The following is an 18,883-nucleotide window of genomic DNA, read 5'->3' as shown; positions in this document are numbered from 1 at the left end:
ACATTTATTTTTTTTATTAAAATTCTAATTATCAGTACTTTATACGCATTATATTATGTTTTTTCGTTATTTATTTGTTCCTTTAAAAAATAAGGATAATTTATAAAATATTGAAAATGAAATATTTAAAATTTTTAACTACACTGTTTATTTTTGCTACATTTTGCTTTTGCCATGCACAAAACACTACCTATGGCAATATTAGTTATGAAAAAGCAATAAATACAGCTGGTAAGCAGCGCATGCTTTCTCAAAAAATTGCTAAAGTCAGAATGCTAAAAGCGATAAATGAAACAACGAGTGCACTTACTAATGAATTTACTGCCAGTATAAAACTTTTTGAACGAAACCTGAAAATTATAGAAAGTAACTCTAGGGAGCAAAGCCCTAAAGTAAAAGCGCTCATACGGCAACAAAATGCAGAGTGGGTACAATTCAACGATTTGGTTAACAAACCTCAAATTGACATTGAAAAATTATTAAGCAAATCCGAATCATTATTAAGCAAATGTAACTCTTTAGTATTAGCCATTGAGGAAGATTCAAAATTTAATAAGCAATTAAATTTTGAAAATAAAGCATCGCAACTTAAGGTAGAAACCATTAACAAAGCTGGAAAGCAACGAATGCTATCTCAAAAATTATGTTTGTACTACGCCGCATGTAAGTTTTTTAAAAAAGGGGATAAATCAAAAAAAGCCTGTAATCGATACGTAGCTATTTATAATCAAATTAATTCTGTGGTGAATGATTTATTAGTAAATGAACTGAATACATCTGAAATTGATGAAAATATTGCATTAGCTATGGGGGTTATTGATGGTATTGAAATTAACAAAAAATTATTTTTAGACAATAAAATGGATACGCAAAAGGTGGTTTCTATTACTAATAGTATGCTAAGCATATTTAACAAAATAACCAGTCAATATAGCCTGCTATAAATAGCCGTTAGCTTAAATTTTATCACCGTAAACTTTATTGTTTCAATTTAACCTTCTCTAAATAATAGTTATAACTAACCTTATTGAAAAAATTGAATGATTCTTACCAAACAACACTAATAAAAAACTAATTTAGGCATAACAAAAACTACTCAATTACAAAATAGTTAGTTTTGCATCTATTCCAATTTTTTGTTTATGAAGTTTGAACTTGTATCTGATTATAAACCAACGGGGGATCAACCCGAAGCGATAAAACAACTTGTTAGTGGACTGCAATCCAATACGCAATACCAAACGCTTTTAGGGGTTACTGGATCAGGAAAAACATTTACTGCGGCTAATGTCATTTCTCAGGTTCAAAAACCTACTTTAGTTTTGGCTCACAATAAAACCCTAGCCGCACAGTTGTTTCAGGAATTCAAACAATTTTTCCCCAATAATGCTGTAGAATATTTTGTTTCCTATTATGATTATTACCAACCCGAAGCATTTATTCCAACAACAGGCACTTATATTGAAAAGGATTTATCAATTAATGATGAACTTGAAAAATTACGTTTAAGTACTACCTCATCATTATTATCGGGCCGAAGAGATGTTTTGGTGGTTGCCTCTGTCTCTTGTTTATACGGTATCGGGAATCCAATTGAATTTAAAAAAAGTGTTATTTATCTTGAAAAAGATCAGGAAATTTCACGTACAGAATTGTTACATTTGTTGGTTCAAAGTTTGTATTCAAGAACCGAAGCTGAGTTTTTACCAGGGACATTTCGCATTAAAGGAGACACTTTGGATATTTTTCCTAGTTATGCGGATGACGCTTTTCGCATTCATTTTTTTGGTGATGAAATTGAGGAAATAGAGTCATTTGATCCACGAACTAAAGAGATTTTAGATCAGTTTGAAAAGCTGACTATTTACCCTGCTAACATGTTTGTAACTTCTAAAGAAGTCCTAAATGGTGCCATAGATCAAATTGCCATTGATTTAGGAAAACAAGTTGCTTATTTTAATGAAATTGGAAAACACTTGGAGGCAAAACGACTTGAAGAACGCACTAATTTTGACCTTGAAATGATTAAGGAATTAGGCTATTGCTCAGGTATTGAAAATTATTCGCGCTACTTAGATGGACGCAAACCCGGAACACGACCGTTTTGTTTACTGGATTTTTTTCCGGACGATTATCTGATGATTATTGATGAAAGTCATGTTACCGTACCGCAAGTACATGCCATGTACGGAGGAGATCGTTCTCGGAAAGAAAATTTGGTCGAATATGGCTTTAGGTTACCTGCCGCCATGGATAACAGGCCTTTAAAATTTGAAGAATTTGAAGTACTACAAAACCAAGTACTTTACATTAGCGCCACCCCCGCAGATTACGAGTTGCAAAAAAGCGAAGGTGTTTATACCGAACAAATTATCAGACCTACAGGTTTGCTTGATCCAATTATTGAAGTTAAACCAAGCCTAAATCAAATTGATGATTTGGTAGAAGAAATGCAATTACGCATTGATAAAGATGAGCGTATTTTGGTCACCACTCTTACCAAACGCATGGCTGAAGAATTGGCAAAATACTTGACTCGAATAAATGTCCGCTGTAGGTACATTCATAGCGATATTGACACGCTTGAACGTGTTGAAATTATGCAAGATTTAAGAAAAGGATTGTTTGATGTTTTAATTGGGGTAAACTTATTACGTGAAGGTTTGGATTTGCCTGAAGTATCTTTAGTAGCCATTTTGGATGCTGATAAGGAAGGTTTTTTACGTAATAAACGTTCTTTAACACAAACTATTGGTAGAGCGGCTCGTAATGTGAATGGTAAGGCTATTTTATATGCTGATAAAATTACAGAAAGCATGCAAAAAACAATTGATGAAACGGAATACCGAAGAACAAAGCAAATCAATTATAATATAAAAAATAATATTACTCCAAAAGCATTAAATAAACCAATTGATAATAGCCTTAACACTACAAAAAAAGAACCTTATAAAATTGTAGCAGCCGCTAATTTGAAAGCTGCCGAAGAGGAAGTGGTTTATTTTTCCAAGGATCAATTGCAAGAACGCATCCGCGGCCTAAGAAAAGATATGGAAATTACTGCTAAAGACCTTGACTTTATGAGAGCCGCAAAATTACGCGACGAAATTAAAATGCTACAGGAAAAAGCGAAGGAAAAGTAATGCTAATTTCCCAAATTTGTTTTGTGAATTATATAAGTAGCACAAAATGCAGCAATGCTATATTCATTCTTTGGAAGCTTCAAAATACAAAACATCAACCCTAGAGAATAGCCAGAAGACACCTTACAAAAAATCCACGATCATAGCATACTAAAACTTGAAGAACTACTGCCAGGTTATCAAAAAAATCTTACCATGTAATTACTCGGATGGATATAGAGGTACAATAAACTGAAGTTTTTTTTAAATTAAAAAGACCACTTTTTCTAAAGCGGCCTTTTTAATTTCATGTGATTTCAAAAAGTTATTATTCCTTTACTATTTTCAAAATTTCCGTTTTGTTTTCAAAATTTTGCAAACTTAACAAGTATATGCCATTACTATAATTAGTAAGATCAATGCTTAAAGTTTCATTAGTAGCACCATCATTGACTATTGTTTGCAATAAAAGTCCATTTAAGCTATAAACTTTAACCATTCTTAAACTCGCCCCTTTGGTTTGTTGAATAATAACAAAATCTGTTGTAGGGTTAGGAAAAATAGCAATATTCACCTCCTTATTTAAATCAGGCCTATTGATTGACAACGTAGAATTAGTAGAGGTAATAATCAATTCAGGACCATTTGCGTTTTCCTTTGAAGCAAAACTAACATCATTTCCTTCATCCATCTCTATAATTAAAGTTATAAAATTTGACTTTTCAAGATTTGTTAATGGAAACGAAATCTTAGAATTTAAGCCATAGTTTTCATTCAAACTAGCTAACTCAATGTCTTTTTCAGGTGCATTTGCACTCGATAAATTACCCTCAGTCCATCCATTAGTATCAATCCCTTTATACACTTTAATTATTCCATTTCCTGCGTCACCAGTAACGGTTAGTTCCAAGGTAGCATCTTTAATTGTACCTTCAACACTACTTAAATCAAATTTTAAAAACGTTACTCTCCTTCCATTTTCTACTTTCAGCAGATTTGTATTATTGTTAACCCCATTCTGTAAAAAAGCATCATATGTTGGCTGTAACGTAACAGTTCTTTCACTTTCATTAGAAGGAGGTGGTGTTCCTGCGTCAACACAAGTAAACTCAATACCTGTCCATCTACCTCTTGAAAATGCAGTGCTTCCATTTTCAGGAATTTTTCCATTTGTATGAGAATTAAATTCAACTCTAATAACATCCCCTTTGTTAACCGCTACATTATTAAACGTTTTTCCAGCAGGACTATAATCCGTAGTAGTTTCTGGATTTTGATAAGTTCCAATTAATTTACCATTTACGTTTATTCTATACGTACTCTCGCCATCTAATTCCGCAAGCGTATTTATTTTAATATTGTAAGTACCTGATGCTCCTGTAAAACTCGTTTCTGCGGCAGCAAACTTATCCTTGTGCTGAGCTGCGTTAATGGCAAGTGCATTTCTTTCATTATCCTTGTATGCAGGAGAAAAACCACTAACATTTAATTTATTAAAATTACTAGTTGCAACAAGTGTTGTATTACTACAGCTACCATCTGTAGGATTATTAGGTGTTGTTGGCGTGGTAGTGTTGCAATTACTTACTAAAGCAACAGTTCCTGAATCGGTTGGTTTTTTGTAAACTTTTGACAAAATTATTTTATCTACTTCAAAACCATCTTCACGCATTGAAAATGATACCGTGTGAATACCAGGGCTAGGAACATTTAGAAAAATTCTTTCTGGCACCCCACAATGTTCAGCATTTGTACGTTGCTTGCTCTCCCAAGTCCACTTATTTTTTCCTCCGCACCATTGCATTCTAGCGCCTGAAGCTGGCCAATCACCATTTAAACCTACGTGTATCCCATTATCCTCTGAACCTGTTGAATAAGCCCTTACCCAAACAAAATACTTACCAGCAGTTTTAAAGTTAACTTTATAACTAATTATAGCTGCTTGACCTGGGGTATTTGAAAAACTTACACCGTTTACCAATGGATCTGCATGTACTACTCTAGTATCAGGCAATAACTCAATATATTTACCATTACTTGCTCCTTCGGAATGATCACCATCAGGATCTGGTTTAGGAGTATCCTGAGCTGTTCCATTAAACACAAACCATTCTCTGTCCTTTGTTTTTGTTTGTTCAAAAAAGTCTTCAGCTTCAATAGCAATTACACCCTCATTCTCTTCAAATATTTTTTCGTCACATTCTTCATCAACTGGCTCGGATGGTTGTGGTTCAGGACTAACCACCACAGGAGGATCTGGTATAACAACTGAATCATCAGTATTACTTACTAGCACTACCCAGTCATCATTAGTTGCATTTGGAGGATTTCCGATACCTCTTTTTGCACCACCTGAAATAGAAGTTACATTTCCACTTTGTAATGCGCCTCCATTTCTTGGATCAAACCACCTCACGTTAAATGTTCCTGTTGCTCCATTTAAATTCAATTGTGTACTCCCTCCTTTTTCAAGATATAAAACATAAACTTTGTTATCTCCCGCTAAAACGTGGTTATTATTCCCGTCAGCTAAATTGTCCTTATTTTCCATTTCCCAATAAGGAATTCTATTCCCTTTGAAAAAAGAATAGGCATGACGTGTCCATTCAAAAAGTGTAGAAAAACGATCAAAATTTTCAGTTTTAAAATCACCTTCGCCTCCACCGTACCACATTACTCCTTGCCCACCGGCAATCAAGTTTTTCCACAAATAATGCGTTCTAGCACTTTTCTTTACAGTTTTATCATTAATGCTTTTACTATTAAATATCCCTGTGCTTCCTGGGTTTTGTTCATCCGAAGCAACTACCCATGGTGTATTGTTGTTTTTTGATTTATTAATCCAAGTTAAAATTCCACTTCTACCATTAAAAGCATCATTAGCATTAGCTGCGCTTTGCACAGAAGCTCCAGTTAATTTTGCTCCTAACCTCAACCAATCATCGTATTTATCATGTTCCCCTGGGTAGGTATGAATTACTCGATGATTTTGATATCCATCAATGGCAGCTAAAAAGTCAATACGTGCCATAGCGGACTGAGCTGATCCTCTATATTCTTCGGACACATTCCATTCAATAGCCAAATGATGGCCAAAACGAGCTACCATTTCGCGATACTGCGCTCTTATTTCATTATTATTTAATTTGTCCCAATTCTCATTTTCGGCCAATTTGAAATGCATAGCCAAACCTAATTTTTCCGCATGGTCAAAAACAACCTCCCACTGATCTAATTTGGAAACATCAAAAACGAATTTATTATTCAAATTTACCCATGGAAAAACATTTTTATCATCACCACCGTATAAAGACATTGAAAAGGAATTCATGTCCTGTTGCTGAATATAATTTAATGCACCAATGATGTTTTTACCTTTCCCTCCTTTAAATGTAGGGTCACCAACTTTAAAATCCCCTGAGTGCGGATTAAATTTATGGGTTGGACAAAGGGCACATTTATTCAAATTAGCATCAAAATCAAATTCATCATAATTCAAAAAGTTCTCAGGAGAATCTGGTCCAATTTTTAAAAAGAACTCCCCTGTTTCAGCAAATTGTAAATAACGTCTGGAATTTACATTGCCTCCCAATCGATAAGTTAATCTTCCCTTTGCTCGTAAATCAGGTGTTGGTTTATCGTTATTTTCAATGTCACCTATATCACCACTTAACCTTTGTATTGGAGCAGGTAATTGATTTAGATTTTTTAAAGCAACGTCTGTATCATTGTAATAAAATACTTCGTACTTCCAAGGACCTGTCATGTAAGGACGCAAAATAGCTTTGAACGTTTTACCACGTTTTGCGCTTGAATTAGCGGCATTACCATCTGCAGCAAAATATCCTGGAACTCTTATTTTACCTCCAGTTGGATCCGTAAAAACCACATCCATACGGTGGTTTTTAAAAGTATTAGCACTCTCGTTCAGGTCATCAGCTGGCAAATCCACACTTAGTGTAATTTTATGCCATTTTTTTAATTCGCCAGTAATTTCCTGAGCCTTAATTAAGCTAGACAAACTGAATAAGCTTATCAAAAACAATGAGAATTTTTGTTTCATTTGATCTAAGATTTTTTTAAGTTTTTATGTTGTTTTGTGTACAATACCTTGTTTTTTGTGTGTTTAGCAAACAAGCTGATGTTTAAAACTAGATATACGACAAATTATAAACTGTAACCTTTGTCCTTTTATTTAGTAAAATCATTAAATAAAAAAATCCAAACCGTCCATCAATTTTTAGTTATTGAGTTAAGTAGTTATTTAACTTTTTTTTAGATGTTGTTTGTGGTAAGAATTTGAATACTTCTTTTTTTAAGTAAGAAAGATATTACTCAAATTAATTTAGAATACTTACTTGGAAAAACGTAAGCAAACAAGTGATCATAAGAAATAACTTTATTTTCACCTGTTAAAATAGTAAAAGGCTATTTCAACAGATAAAAACAAAAAAACAACTTAAATACCTATAAATCAGTTAAATTTTCAAAAAAAAACTTTGTTTTATGAGTAGCTCATTTTACAAATAAATTTCAATAAACACTGTACTCAAATAGTAATCTAAAAACTACAATTCATGCAAATCTTTTTCAAGCACAATACTCCAAAAAAATTATTGAATCTGTACTTTTTTGGTATACAAAACTGATTAAGCTAAACTTCTATTTGCCATCAAATTGCTATATCTTAAATACAATAGTAAACTAGACGTACTAAGTCCAGCAAATAAACCAACCCAAATTCCCGTTGATCCTAAAAGATCTTGGCTTCCTAAAAAATAAGAAATAGGAAAACCTACGCACCAATAGGCAAAAAACAAACATAAAGTAGGAACATTAACATCCTGCAAGCCCCTTAATGTTCCTAACAAAACCACCTGAAATCCATCGCTAATCTGAAAACAAGCGACTACTACAAGTAACTGTGCTGCAATATGAATTACGTTTTTATCATGTATATAAAAGGTTGGTAAGTAACTTTTGGTTGCAATTAAAAAAATAGCAAATACCAATTCAATTAAAAAAACTAAAAGCAGTATGGAACTCGTTATTCGCATCAGTGATTTTGCATCTTTCTTTCCCACTTGATTTCCTGTTCGTATAGTTGCAGCTACGCCTAAACCTACAGCTATCATAAATGTGACCGAAGCAATATTGAGTGCAATTTGATTGGCCGCCTGATCTTCGGTACTGAGTGAACCAGACAAGAAAACTGATGATACAAAAATACCAAATTCAAAAAGCATTTGTAATGCTACGGGCAAACCTAACTTAACAAGCTTTTTTAAAACATCTAAATCAATTAATTTTTTAAAAAAATCATTTAAGTAACGCCTGAAATTTTGTTTGTAATAAAATAAAAATACCATTAACAAAACCATTAAAATTCTAGCTATTAAAGTTCCCAAAGCTGCTCCTTCCAATAAAAGCTTTGGAAATCCCCATTTTCCATAAATTAAAACGTAATTAAAAAAAATATTAACCACATTCCCTAATATAGCGGCAACCATTGCGTAACGGGTAGCTGATAAACCATCAGAAAATTGTTTCAAACCCTGAAATATTGCCAAGGGTACAATTGAAAAAGCTAGTATATTTATATATGGATTTGCCAACGCAACCACATCCACTGGCTGGTCAAGCACTTCCAAAAAGGGTTGTAATAATTTTATAACTACGAATAAAATACCTCCCGTTAATGTACATAACACTAAGCCATTTTTTAGGAGTGACCTGATTTTTTGTTGATTATTTTGCGCATCAGCCTCTGCTACTAATGGAGTAATTATTAAAGAAAAGCCAATAGCTAATGAAAGTGTTAAAAAAAACAATCCATTACCTAATGATACTGCTGCTAATGCTGAAGCCCCCAATTTACCGACCATGACATTATCTACAAAACCGACCAATACATTACCTAACTGCCCAATCATTACTGGATACGCTAGACTTAAATTTGTTGGAAACTCTTTAACATACTTTGAAAACACGCTCTCTTTTTTGGAAAGCTAAGGTATTATTAATCCAATAATAATGACATCGATTCTATTACAAATTGTTCCTAAAGTCATTTCAAAAAACAACCACTGCGTTGCACTTTTCGATTTAACCATAGCCGTACTGTACTAAAATCAAAAAAGGACTTATTTTTATTGTACTTTCAAGTCTCCTTACAGAGTTTTAATGCAAAATTCGGGATAGAGCGGATAAAAAAAGAGGTTGACTTAAAAAAGCCAACCCCTTTAAACAAATAAACTACTATAATTTATTATTCAACAATAAGCTTTTCAGTGCCTATTACATTTCCTTTAGATTCTAATTGAATTAGATACATTCCTGAAGCCAAAGCACTTACATTAATTGTTGTAGCTGCATTATCAACCATATCCTGCGTTGTAATTACTCTTCCTGAAAAATCAACCAAAGTCACCTGAACTGTAGCATCTTCATCAGTAGGATAAGTAACGGTTACTATTTCAGAAGCAGGGTTAGGATAAATAGTAAACTCAACACCAAGTTTTTTGGCACCATCAGCTGCTGCATCGTCTTCTCCAAAGAAGAATCCATATTCAGCATTAGCTAAAGCTGTTTCCATTTGTGCCCAAGTCCTATGATACCTTGTTGTATAATCTTCACCTGCATCATAAGCTGCTTGCAAGGCTGGGAATTCTGGATCATCTCTCAACCCTGAACGAATATCCAAGAAAGTAACCCCTGTTTTAATTTCATCGCCATTAGCCATTGTTCCAGTATACCCTGCTGGGACATGCACAACTTCCTCAAACATACGTGCATAATCTCCGCGCTCCTCAGGAGAAGAAACTCCTTTGTCATCACGATAAGTTACCCACATTCTATCCAAGATTTCTTTAGCCAAATTTTTAGCTTCTTCATCTAGTGTTGCATGTTTCCTAGTTGCTGCCGCATAGTAAATCAATGTTTTAGCTAATGAAGATGCAATTCCTAAATCTTTATTAAAGTTAGTAATTTCCACTCTTAAATCTGCATTAGCACCTGGACTAGATGCGTTCCAAGTATCAGGTTCTCCTGTCCACTCTAAAGTAGCTGGAATTTCAAAATCATCACTTCCAATTAAGTTTACATTTGGTTTTACCCAAGCAACCCATTTGTCCATAATTTCCTTAGCTAATGGGTCATTTGTAATGTAGTAATATTCAGCTACACGCTCAACTGACCAAGCTTGCCATCCAAACCATGTTCCACTTCCTGGATCGTGATATACAGGATCTTTATCAAAAGCCATATCATAAAAAGTAGACTTCCCAGCTGGATAAGTGCTGTAATCACCATTCCAACTATTAGTAGCACCACCCGCAATAGCACCGTCAGCCGACTGCAAATATCTGTAAAATTCCATTTGACGACCTAAACTTGTTGTCCAATCTCTTTCTCCATTTGGAGTTTGAAGATCTAATTCATCCAACGTAGTTAAAGCATATGCTGCAATTGGGTTTTGATATCCGAAATGACAGTGACTTGAACCGATACGGAACGCCCATGCTGAAGCAGGATCAGCAGATCCTCCCCATGACATATACCATGACATTAAGTAATGTGCACTATCATAACCTGAACCTGCACTTCCTTGCTCATCCTGAGCACCAATTTGTTTGAAATATTTATCAAACATAGCTAAACGCAGGTAGTCACCCATCTTTTTAGTATTATCTAAAAGTGTTGGATCAATTGTTCCTCCTTGTTCTTTAGCATATTGAATAGCCCAATACATTGCTTGTACTGCACGCGCATCAGCATCTGGAGCACTAGTGTAACGCCATTGCTTCGCATAATTAGCATCTAGGATAAATAATGGCAAAAATCCATTTTCAGAATTACCAAAATTAAAAGACTCCCATGATGGATGAGGAATAGTTTCATATACTGACTCTTGCTCCCCTCTTTGGAATGTGTTAATGTAAGATGGTGTACTTGTACCATCACCTCTATTTCCGTATCCATAAAAGTTATCATTATCTAATAACCAGTGCATTTGATAAACTTCAGGACCGTAAGCGGCCGTTAACTCATCCGATACTGGATCTTGACCTACTGCTGCGTTAAAATCCAATGGCGCAGGATATCCTGATGGTAATGGGAATTCAGCTGCATAAGCTGCTGGACTCGATGAATTATATGCTGCATTGGTTGGTTGATCTGCTTTTGTTGGAATAATCATTCTTTCCATTTCACTCCAAACCTTAGCTAAAGGTTGCCAGTCTTTAGTAATACGACCTTGCATAACCTCCATCATTAACCAATACGAGTATAATTCTGAAGTTGATTCATGACCATGATCTGGTGCTTCAACAATAAGTGTTTCCACTGAATGATGAGGTGAACCATCCGCACTAAAATAGCCATTTGCAGGATCATAGATCTCATTTCTCATTTCAGTAAAACGCTCTATGTATTTATTGGTAGTTGAACCTCCTGTACCTGGGTCAACTGGATCAACAACAACAGGAATATCTTTACGATCCACTGAAATTGAATTTGAAGATACTGCAAATAATTCTGTTGATAAGTCAGTATCAGTTATTGCTTTTCCTGTTACTGATAAAGTTCCTGTATAAGATATTCCGTACACTAAACAGACACCAACAGACGCTCCTTCAAAATCATGTGAATCTGTTTCAACTACTAGGATATTTCCAGTAGCGTCAGTAATTAGGTACGCATAATCCGCAGTACCAGCTGTTGTATTTGTAAATGTAACTAAGTCAGCCACACCGTCACCAGTAATAGTTTCAACAGCAACGGCTCCCGTTGAAGTTGCCACGGTAGCCCCATCAATTAAAGTAATAGGAACTGGAATTTCAGCATTTCGTTCAACTCGAACACTATTTGACAAATCAAATGTTCCGGACAAATTACCTGCATTCTCACCTTGTGCAAGACCTGTCAGTCCGTCTTCGTAAGCAATATGCCAAATTAAACAAACGCCTTCGCCTGCTGTATCAAAATCAACTGCTTCTGGTGTTGGTGGTAATCCTAAAATATTTAAGTCTTCATCAGTAACTATCCAACCAAAATTTGACCCTACATTACCAGTTACAGCAACTCCTGAAACATTGTCAACAATACCATCGCCTACTGTAAAAGTAAATGGACCTCCACTTAAAGTACCTCCATCAACAGTTGTTGGTGTAACTGGATCAACAAACGCTACCCTGTTAACACGTACACTATTTGATAAATCAAAAGTACCTGATAAACTTCCTGCATTTTCTCCAGCAGTAAGTCCAGTAAGCCCATCTTCGTAAGCAATATGCCAAATTAAACATACCCCTTCACCTGCTACATCAAAATCAACAGCCTCTGGTGTTGGCGGTAAACCTAAGATATTTAAATCCTCATCAGTAACTACCCAACCAAAGTTTGCTCCCTGATTTCCTGTTACTGCTACTCCCGAAACATTATCCGCAATACCATCACCTACTGTAAAAGTGAACGGACCTCCGCTAATTGTTCCTCCATCAATTGTTGGATTAACTACCGTATCGCCACAATTAGGTGCAGTTGAAGAATTTGAAAAATATATTGTGTAATCCTTTGTTGTAGATACTAAAACTAAATTTTCACCATCTTTAGCCGTATAATATGTTCCATCGAAACTTGGAATTCCAGTACCGCTAAAAGTAATACTCGGTTGACTAGATGCTAAATTATGTGTTGTTTTATCTCTTAAATCTACATAATATGCTGGATTTCCGTCTGTAGTTTGAATAGCAATACTCCATATTCCGTTATTAACCAAATCCCAGTTAAATGAAAAACCAGATAAGTTGCTCATAGCAGGTGCATTGCTTCCAAAAGCATACATATTAGTATAATAACCATACGTAGTTTCCAATGGTGTTGCAATTGGTGTTCCAAAAGTACAATCTCCTGTTGGATTTGGATTTACTACTGCAGCATTACGAATAACTTCTACTCGATTTGATGATAATTTAAAATCACCTGATAATCCAGAAATATTAGAATTAGCCGCTAAACCATTTAGTGTTCCATTATAACTTACGCTATAAATAAAGCAAGTTCCTTCGCCAGCCCCATCAAAATCTACTGATTCTGGTGCTGGAGGTAATCCTAAAATCATTCCAGCATCATCAGTAACTATCCACTGACTTGTTGCTCCGCTATTTCCTGAAACTGATACTCCAGATACATTGTCTGCAACTCCATCACCTACTGTAAAAGTAAATGGACCACCGCTTAAAGTTCCTCCAGCTACTGCAACTGGTGTAACAGGATCTACTATTACTGTTGCATTACGAATAACTTCGACTCTATTAGATGACAATTCAAAATCACCTGACAAACTAGCAATATTTGAGTTAGCTGTCAAACCTGTTAGTCTACCATTGTAACTTACGTTATAAATAAAGCAAGTTCCTGCTCCAACTCCATCAAAGTTTACAGCTTCCGGTGCGGGAGGTAATCCTAAAATCATACCTGCATCATCAGTAACTATCCATTGACTTGTTGCTCCACTGTTACCAGAAACCGTAACCCCAGATACATTATCAGCTACACCATCACCTACTGTAAATGTAAAAGGACCGCCACTTAAAGTTCCACCTGCAACAGGAATTGGATTGACCACTGGATCTGTTACCGTAATTGTTATAGATTCTTCTGCTGAATTCAACAGACCATCATTGACTACTAAGCTTACCAAATAAGCTCCTGGTGTAGTATAAATTGTAGATGGATTTTCATCAATTGACGTTTCTCCATTTCCAAAATCCCATAAATAAGTTAATGCATCATTTTGTGCATCTGAAGATCCACTTCCGTCAAATGAAACTGTTAATGGAGCCTGACCTGAAACTTTATCAGCACTAATACTTGCTACTGGCGCAGTATTTACCGGATCAACAGGTACAGTTGTTCCGTCTGGCTCTTGACCAAAAACCAAAACTCCATTATCATACACAGGAATATTAACACTTTCTACATCACCTGATCCACTGAGTCCTTGAGCCGAAGGATCATTTGATGTATCGTAAGGAACTCCATTGGAAACTCTGAAATTAATTTGAGTTTCATTTCTAAATGCTGGGTCTCCTATAGGAGAAATTGAAGGAATATTAGTTACTTCTGCGTAGTACAGCGTTCCGCCAGCACTTTTAATGCTCATAGTTGCTGAACCTCCTACTCCATTTAATTGAATATCATAATCGTCAATAGTATACCCTGCAGCAACTCCCTCGGCAATATCAAAGTAATACCTATAACTTAAGTTATCTGTTGCTCTGGCAGGCCAAGCTGTTCTATTTTGCAATAAAATTTTAACTGTACTTCCAAAAGCGTTATCACTGTTAAATTTAGAAAAACTTCTAATTTCAGCTCTACTAGGGGTTTCTTCAACTGGAAAATTAGCTAAAGGGTTTCCTCCAAATTCGCTGTACATTCTTGCTAATGCACCTGTAAAACAAGCATTGTAATCACAGGCAACCTCATTTGCAATAAAATCACCACGATCGTCCACAAACTGATCATTAGGAGAACTTGGTCCTCCAGCTAAAGCTCCAAAAAGAGTGTGACTTGGCTTATCGGGTCTATTTTCTAATGAATTTGCCCAAGCTCCATGTGCTGATCGGTGGTGCGTATTATTCGCTGGATTGTTACCATATCCAACCATAAAACTTCTATTAATTGGATTGTCTCCTAACGCATAATTAATTTGTCTAACCGCAAAATCATGATATTTAGTTTTATTTGCAGCTGAAGTAGCCACTTTATCACTATAAATAAATGCTAATAATGACGTGTTAGATGAATGTCTTAAAGACCCCCATTGAGTTAAATGTGCTTGACCACCTGGACTGTAAGGAACACGTTCGCCGTTAAATCCACTTGTCCAGTAATCTAAATGCCTTTCCGCATCAGTTTTGTACTTATCCTTACCAGTTAGTTGAGATAATAATACGTAAGATCCATAAGATTTATCATCCCATGCCAATCCCCACTTATATGCTTTATTGCTACTTTGTCCTTCATTACTTAAATTGTCATATTCGGACTCCGCTTTAGCTAAATAAGTATCATCATTGGTAGCTCGGTATAACCAAGCCGCTCCCCAAACAAGCTCATCCTGAAAACCACTGAATGATCGGTAAAACCCAGCAGCATCAGTTATTGCTTCTGAATATACTCCCCTGTACTCATCTGCAAACTTATAAAGTTCCTTAGCATGCTCTAATAAAGTAGTACTATACGCTGGGTCAGAATCCTTAAATAAAATACTTGCTGCTGCCATTGCTGCTGCATTTTCAGCCGCCAAATCCGAACCTGGAGCTGATGCCGTAATTTTGTAAGCAGGTCGTTCCATAATCATTACCTCTGGAGAACCCCAAAAGGCGTGATCAATACCACCATTACCTACCTGACCATAAAGCTCAGTAGGACCAGTATGACACTTAATTAAATAATCAGTGGCATATTTGATATTTCTTTTAATAATATCTAACTGACCAGCATCCTTATATGCTTGCTCATATTCTATAGCTCCCCATGAAAGAGCTGTAACACTAAATGCCATTGGAAAATTAAATTTAACATGGTCTCCGGCATCATACCATCCTCCTGTTAAATTGACTCCAACGTCAGATCCATCGTTTAACGCAGAATCCCCACGCCATTTTACTCTGTTCCATGAAGGCAACTCTCCCGATTGTTGCACCTCATAGAAGAAAAGTGACTTTTGCAGCGCCTCTCCATAATTGAAACTTGTTTGAGCAATCCCAGAAATTCCAATTAGCGACAATGCAAAAAAACCTAATTTCTTGATAATCATAAATTTAATTTTAAGTTATAATAATGTTTTGAAAAGTTTGTGATTTTTAACTTTCCGTCTAAGTTTAAAAATAGATTCATTTTTATCGTAACTTAATTTTGAAATGAAAGAATTTTCTTACTGTAAAAAATGTAATACTTTTCCTTCATAAAAAATTGTTTTTCAACACAATATGATTTACGAAAACATTTTCGTCGCTAGTGTCAAATAGAGAAAACACATACTATATAAATATTGCACAATTCTTTTTTTAAATATTAATTAGAAAAAGAAAAAGTACTTAAAAGAAAATCTGCATTTCGTCGAATACAAAATGCAGATTTGGCAATAATAGTCAAATAAAAGTGTAATATAAATAAGTTTAAACCGTTAAAACTATCAAAATGTTAAAAGATTATTTTTCGCTTTTTAACTGATGTAAGTAATTTCTGAGTTCTAAAATCACAGATTGCTCTAATTCAGGTTCTTGTATATCGTTATAGGTTTTTAAATGATCGTAAAGTGTTTTAGCTACCATATATCGAGCCATTGGTTTGTTATCGGCCGGAATAATGTACCAAGGCGCATGGGTTGTTGACGTGTTTTTTATCGCATCTTCATAACATTTCTGATAGTTATCCCACAATTTTCTTTCATTAAGATCTGATGGCGAAAATTTCCAATTTTTATCCTTTTTTCTCGAGCCTTCTTAACAATCTATTTTTTTGTTCTTCTTTTGATAAGTTTAAAAAGAATTTGAAAATTAACGTTCCGTTTTCCGTCAAATGCTTTTCAAAATTATTAATTTGATTAAAACGTTGTTTCCAAAAATCTTCATTAACATCCGCTACGGAATTGATGTTTGGTATGTTTTCTCCTAAAATATATTCAGGGTGCACTCTTGTTACCAACACATTTTCATAATGTGTCCTATTAAAAATACCAAACTTCCCTCTGGCTGGCAAGGCAATATAATGTCGCCATAGGTAGTCATGATTTTTTTCAAGAGTGGTTGGCACTTTAAAACTGTGCACTATAATTCCGCTCGAATTGAAAGCCTTAAATACTTCTCGAATTAAACTATCCTTACCCGCGGTATCCATACCTTGCAAACACACCAACACAGCGTACTTACCGTGTGCATATAAAGTGTCCTGAAGTTTCCCTAGTTTTTTGCGAATTTTTTTTAATTCATCTTTTAATTGTTCATTGGATAACTCAGTATCAATTTTAGTTGTTGCTTTTGATATATTGAAATTATTTGTAGCCTTTATTACTTTCATACTAATATCCATTTAATGGAAACTCATAAATTAAACCTACGTTTACCGTAGAAAAATTGCCTCCAATAGTTTTAAAATTAAATGCTGTGCTAAAATGCCACCATCTGGTAATAGGAATTAATGTTCTAATTTTTAATAAAGCACCAAAATTTGCATTTTCGTTAGAAAAAGCAAAAATAGCGTCGTCTCTTTCCTCTTTTGTTAACTTGGCTGTATTGAGTACAAGTCCCATTCCTCCAGTGACCATCCATGTTTTAAAATTAAACATAATTGAATTAATTGTCATATTTAATTCAGGCACAATACCGTTATTAGTTAAAATCCCTCCAACCTCAGCTATATAGCTAGAGTAACAATTAGGCGCATAATGCACTTGTAAATTTCCACCAAAGTCAGCTATACGATCTACCTTGGCTGCTCCATTAAACCCCACTACCCAAGCTCCAGGTTCGTGTTGGCTAAAGGTAATGTTTACTACCAAAAATGTAATAACTTTAAAAAATAACTTCATTTATTTAGATGCGAATAATTTTACATCATTTTCACTAATTTCTTTTTCTCCTAAAATGAGTAAACGCTCAACTACATTTCGTAACTCCCTAATGTTTCCTGTCCAATCGTATTTTTGCAATAATTTGATTGCAGATTCCGAAAATACTTTTGGAATTGTTCCTTGACTTTCTGCAATTTTTTTTGAAAAATGCCCAATTAATTCAGGAATATCATCTCTCCGATCATTAAGAGCCGGTACTTTAATTAAAATTACAGCCAAACGATGGTATAAATCTTCTCGAAATTTTTTATCCTCAATTTCAATTTTTAAATTTTTATTAGTAGCTGCTACTACACGAACGTTCACTTTGATATCTTTGTCGCTTCCTACACGTTGAACCTTACTTTCCTGTAAAGCTCTTAACACTTTTGCTTGCGCAGAAAGGCTCATATCACCTATTTCATCTAAAAATATGGTCCCTCCATTAGCTGCCTCAAATTTGCCTGCTCGGTCTTTATTTGCTGAAGTAAAAGCCCCCTTAACATGACCAAATAATTCGCTTTCAATTAATTCCGAAGGTATTGCCGCACAATTTACTTCAATAAAAGGACCTTTAGCGCGTTCGCTTTTTTCATGTAACCAATGCGCTACTAACTCCTTTCCTGTTCCGTTTTGTCCAGTTACTAGAACTCTTGCTTCCGTAGGAGCTACTTTTTCAATAATTTCTTTTATCTCAGAAATGGCATTGGAACTGCCTATCATTTCATAATTCTTTGAAACTTTCTTTTTCAGTCGTTTATTTTCAACAACAAGTTCCTTACGATCTAACGCATTTCGTACGGTATTCAGCAGCCTATTTAAATCAGGTGGTTTTGAAATATAATCAAAAGCACCAAGCCGCATGGTATTTACAGCAGTTTCCAAGTCACCATGACCTGAAATCATTACCATTGGTATTTCTGGTTTAATTTTGTTGATAGCTTCCAACACTTCAATACCATCCATTTTTGGCATTTTAATATCGCACAGCACTAAGTCAAAATCTTCTTTTTTAATAAGTTCCACCCCTGCCAATCCATCACCAGCCTCAAAAACCTTATAAGAATCACTTTCTTCCGAAAGAATTTTCACCAATACTCTACGAATGGCCGCTTCATCTTCAATAATTAATATTTTTGACATA

Annotated in this window: 7 protein-coding genes and 1 pseudogene; 2 read left to right on the top strand and 6 right to left on the bottom strand. The window is 34.9% G+C overall.

From position 1 onward, the window contains the following. Window positions 1–116 precede the first annotated feature (116 nt). Window positions 117–944 carry a type IV pili methyl-accepting chemotaxis transducer N-terminal domain-containing protein gene (locus GMC_RS0110740; RefSeq protein WP_010522135.1) on the top strand — a complete coding sequence of 276 codons (828 nt, stop codon included), beginning with the start codon at window positions 117–119 and terminating at the stop codon, window positions 942–944. Between the two features lie 198 nt (window positions 945–1,142). Beyond that, window positions 1,143–3,143 (top strand): excinuclease ABC subunit UvrB, encoded by a 2,001-nt coding sequence (gene uvrB, locus GMC_RS0110735; protein ID WP_010522134.1) that lies wholly within the window; start codon window positions 1,143–1,145, stop codon window positions 3,141–3,143. A 307-nt stretch (window positions 3,144–3,450) separates the two neighbouring features. Here uvrB and GMC_RS0110730 read toward each other — a convergent pair whose 3' ends face one another. The 6 genes and pseudogenes from GMC_RS0110730 to GMC_RS0110705 form a co-directional block, all read right to left on the bottom strand. Continuing rightward, complete coding sequence (locus GMC_RS0110730) at window positions 3,451–7,185, bottom strand: DUF5060 domain-containing protein (protein WP_010522133.1); 3,735 nt, start codon at window positions 7,183–7,185, stop codon at window positions 3,451–3,453. Between the two features lie 586 nt (window positions 7,186–7,771). Then, a complete protein-coding gene (locus tag GMC_RS0110725; RefSeq protein WP_010522132.1) occupies window positions 7,772–9,112 on the bottom strand; it encodes an MATE family efflux transporter in 1,341 nt (446 codons plus the stop codon). 278 nt (window positions 9,113–9,390) lie between these two features. Beyond that, window positions 9,391–15,945, bottom strand: coding sequence for a glycoside hydrolase family 48 protein (locus GMC_RS0110720; RefSeq protein ID WP_010522131.1), 6,555 nt, complete (start codon window positions 15,943–15,945; stop codon window positions 9,391–9,393). Between the two features lie 394 nt (window positions 15,946–16,339). Beyond that, a pseudogene (locus tag GMC_RS19745) lies at window positions 16,340–17,207 on the bottom strand (PPK2 family polyphosphate kinase). 1 nt (window position 17,208) lies between these two features. After that, the gene (locus GMC_RS0110710; protein WP_010522130.1) at window positions 17,209–17,718 is read right to left on the bottom strand and encodes a hypothetical protein; all 510 of its coding nucleotides are present in this window, start codon (window positions 17,716–17,718) and stop codon (window positions 17,209–17,211) included. Further along, window positions 17,719–18,882 (bottom strand): sigma-54-dependent transcriptional regulator, encoded by a 1,164-nt coding sequence (locus GMC_RS0110705; RefSeq protein WP_010522129.1) that lies wholly within the window; start codon window positions 18,880–18,882, stop codon window positions 17,719–17,721. Between the last annotated feature and the right edge of the window lies 1 nt (window position 18,883).

Source organism: Aquimarina agarivorans, from assembly GCF_000218485.1.
GTDB classification, from domain to species: domain Bacteria; phylum Bacteroidota; class Bacteroidia; order Flavobacteriales; family Flavobacteriaceae; genus Aquimarina; species Aquimarina agarivorans.
The sequence above is the reverse complement of the archived record's forward strand: the minus strand, read 5'-3'. Positions and strand labels throughout refer to the sequence as shown.

Bases quoted from the DNA above. Each gene is read 5' to 3' on its own strand.
- uvrB (WP_010522134.1), top strand. From the start codon at position 1,143: ATGAAGTTTGAACTTGTATCTGATTATAAACCAACGGGGGATCAACCC.
- GMC_RS0110710 (WP_010522130.1), bottom strand. From the start codon at position 17,718: ATGAAGTTATTTTTTAAAGTTATTACATTTTTGGTAGTAAACATTACC.
- GMC_RS0110705 (WP_010522129.1), bottom strand. From the start codon at position 18,882: ATGTCAAAAATATTAATTATTGAAGATGAAGCGGCCATTCGTAGAGTA.
- GMC_RS0110730 (WP_010522133.1), bottom strand. From the start codon at position 7,185: ATGAAACAAAAATTCTCATTGTTTTTGATAAGCTTATTCAGTTTGTCT.
- GMC_RS0110720 (WP_010522131.1), bottom strand. From the start codon at position 15,945: ATGATTATCAAGAAATTAGGTTTTTTTGCATTGTCGCTAATTGGAATT.
- GMC_RS0110740 (WP_010522135.1), top strand. From the start codon at position 117: ATGAAATATTTAAAATTTTTAACTACACTGTTTATTTTTGCTACATTT.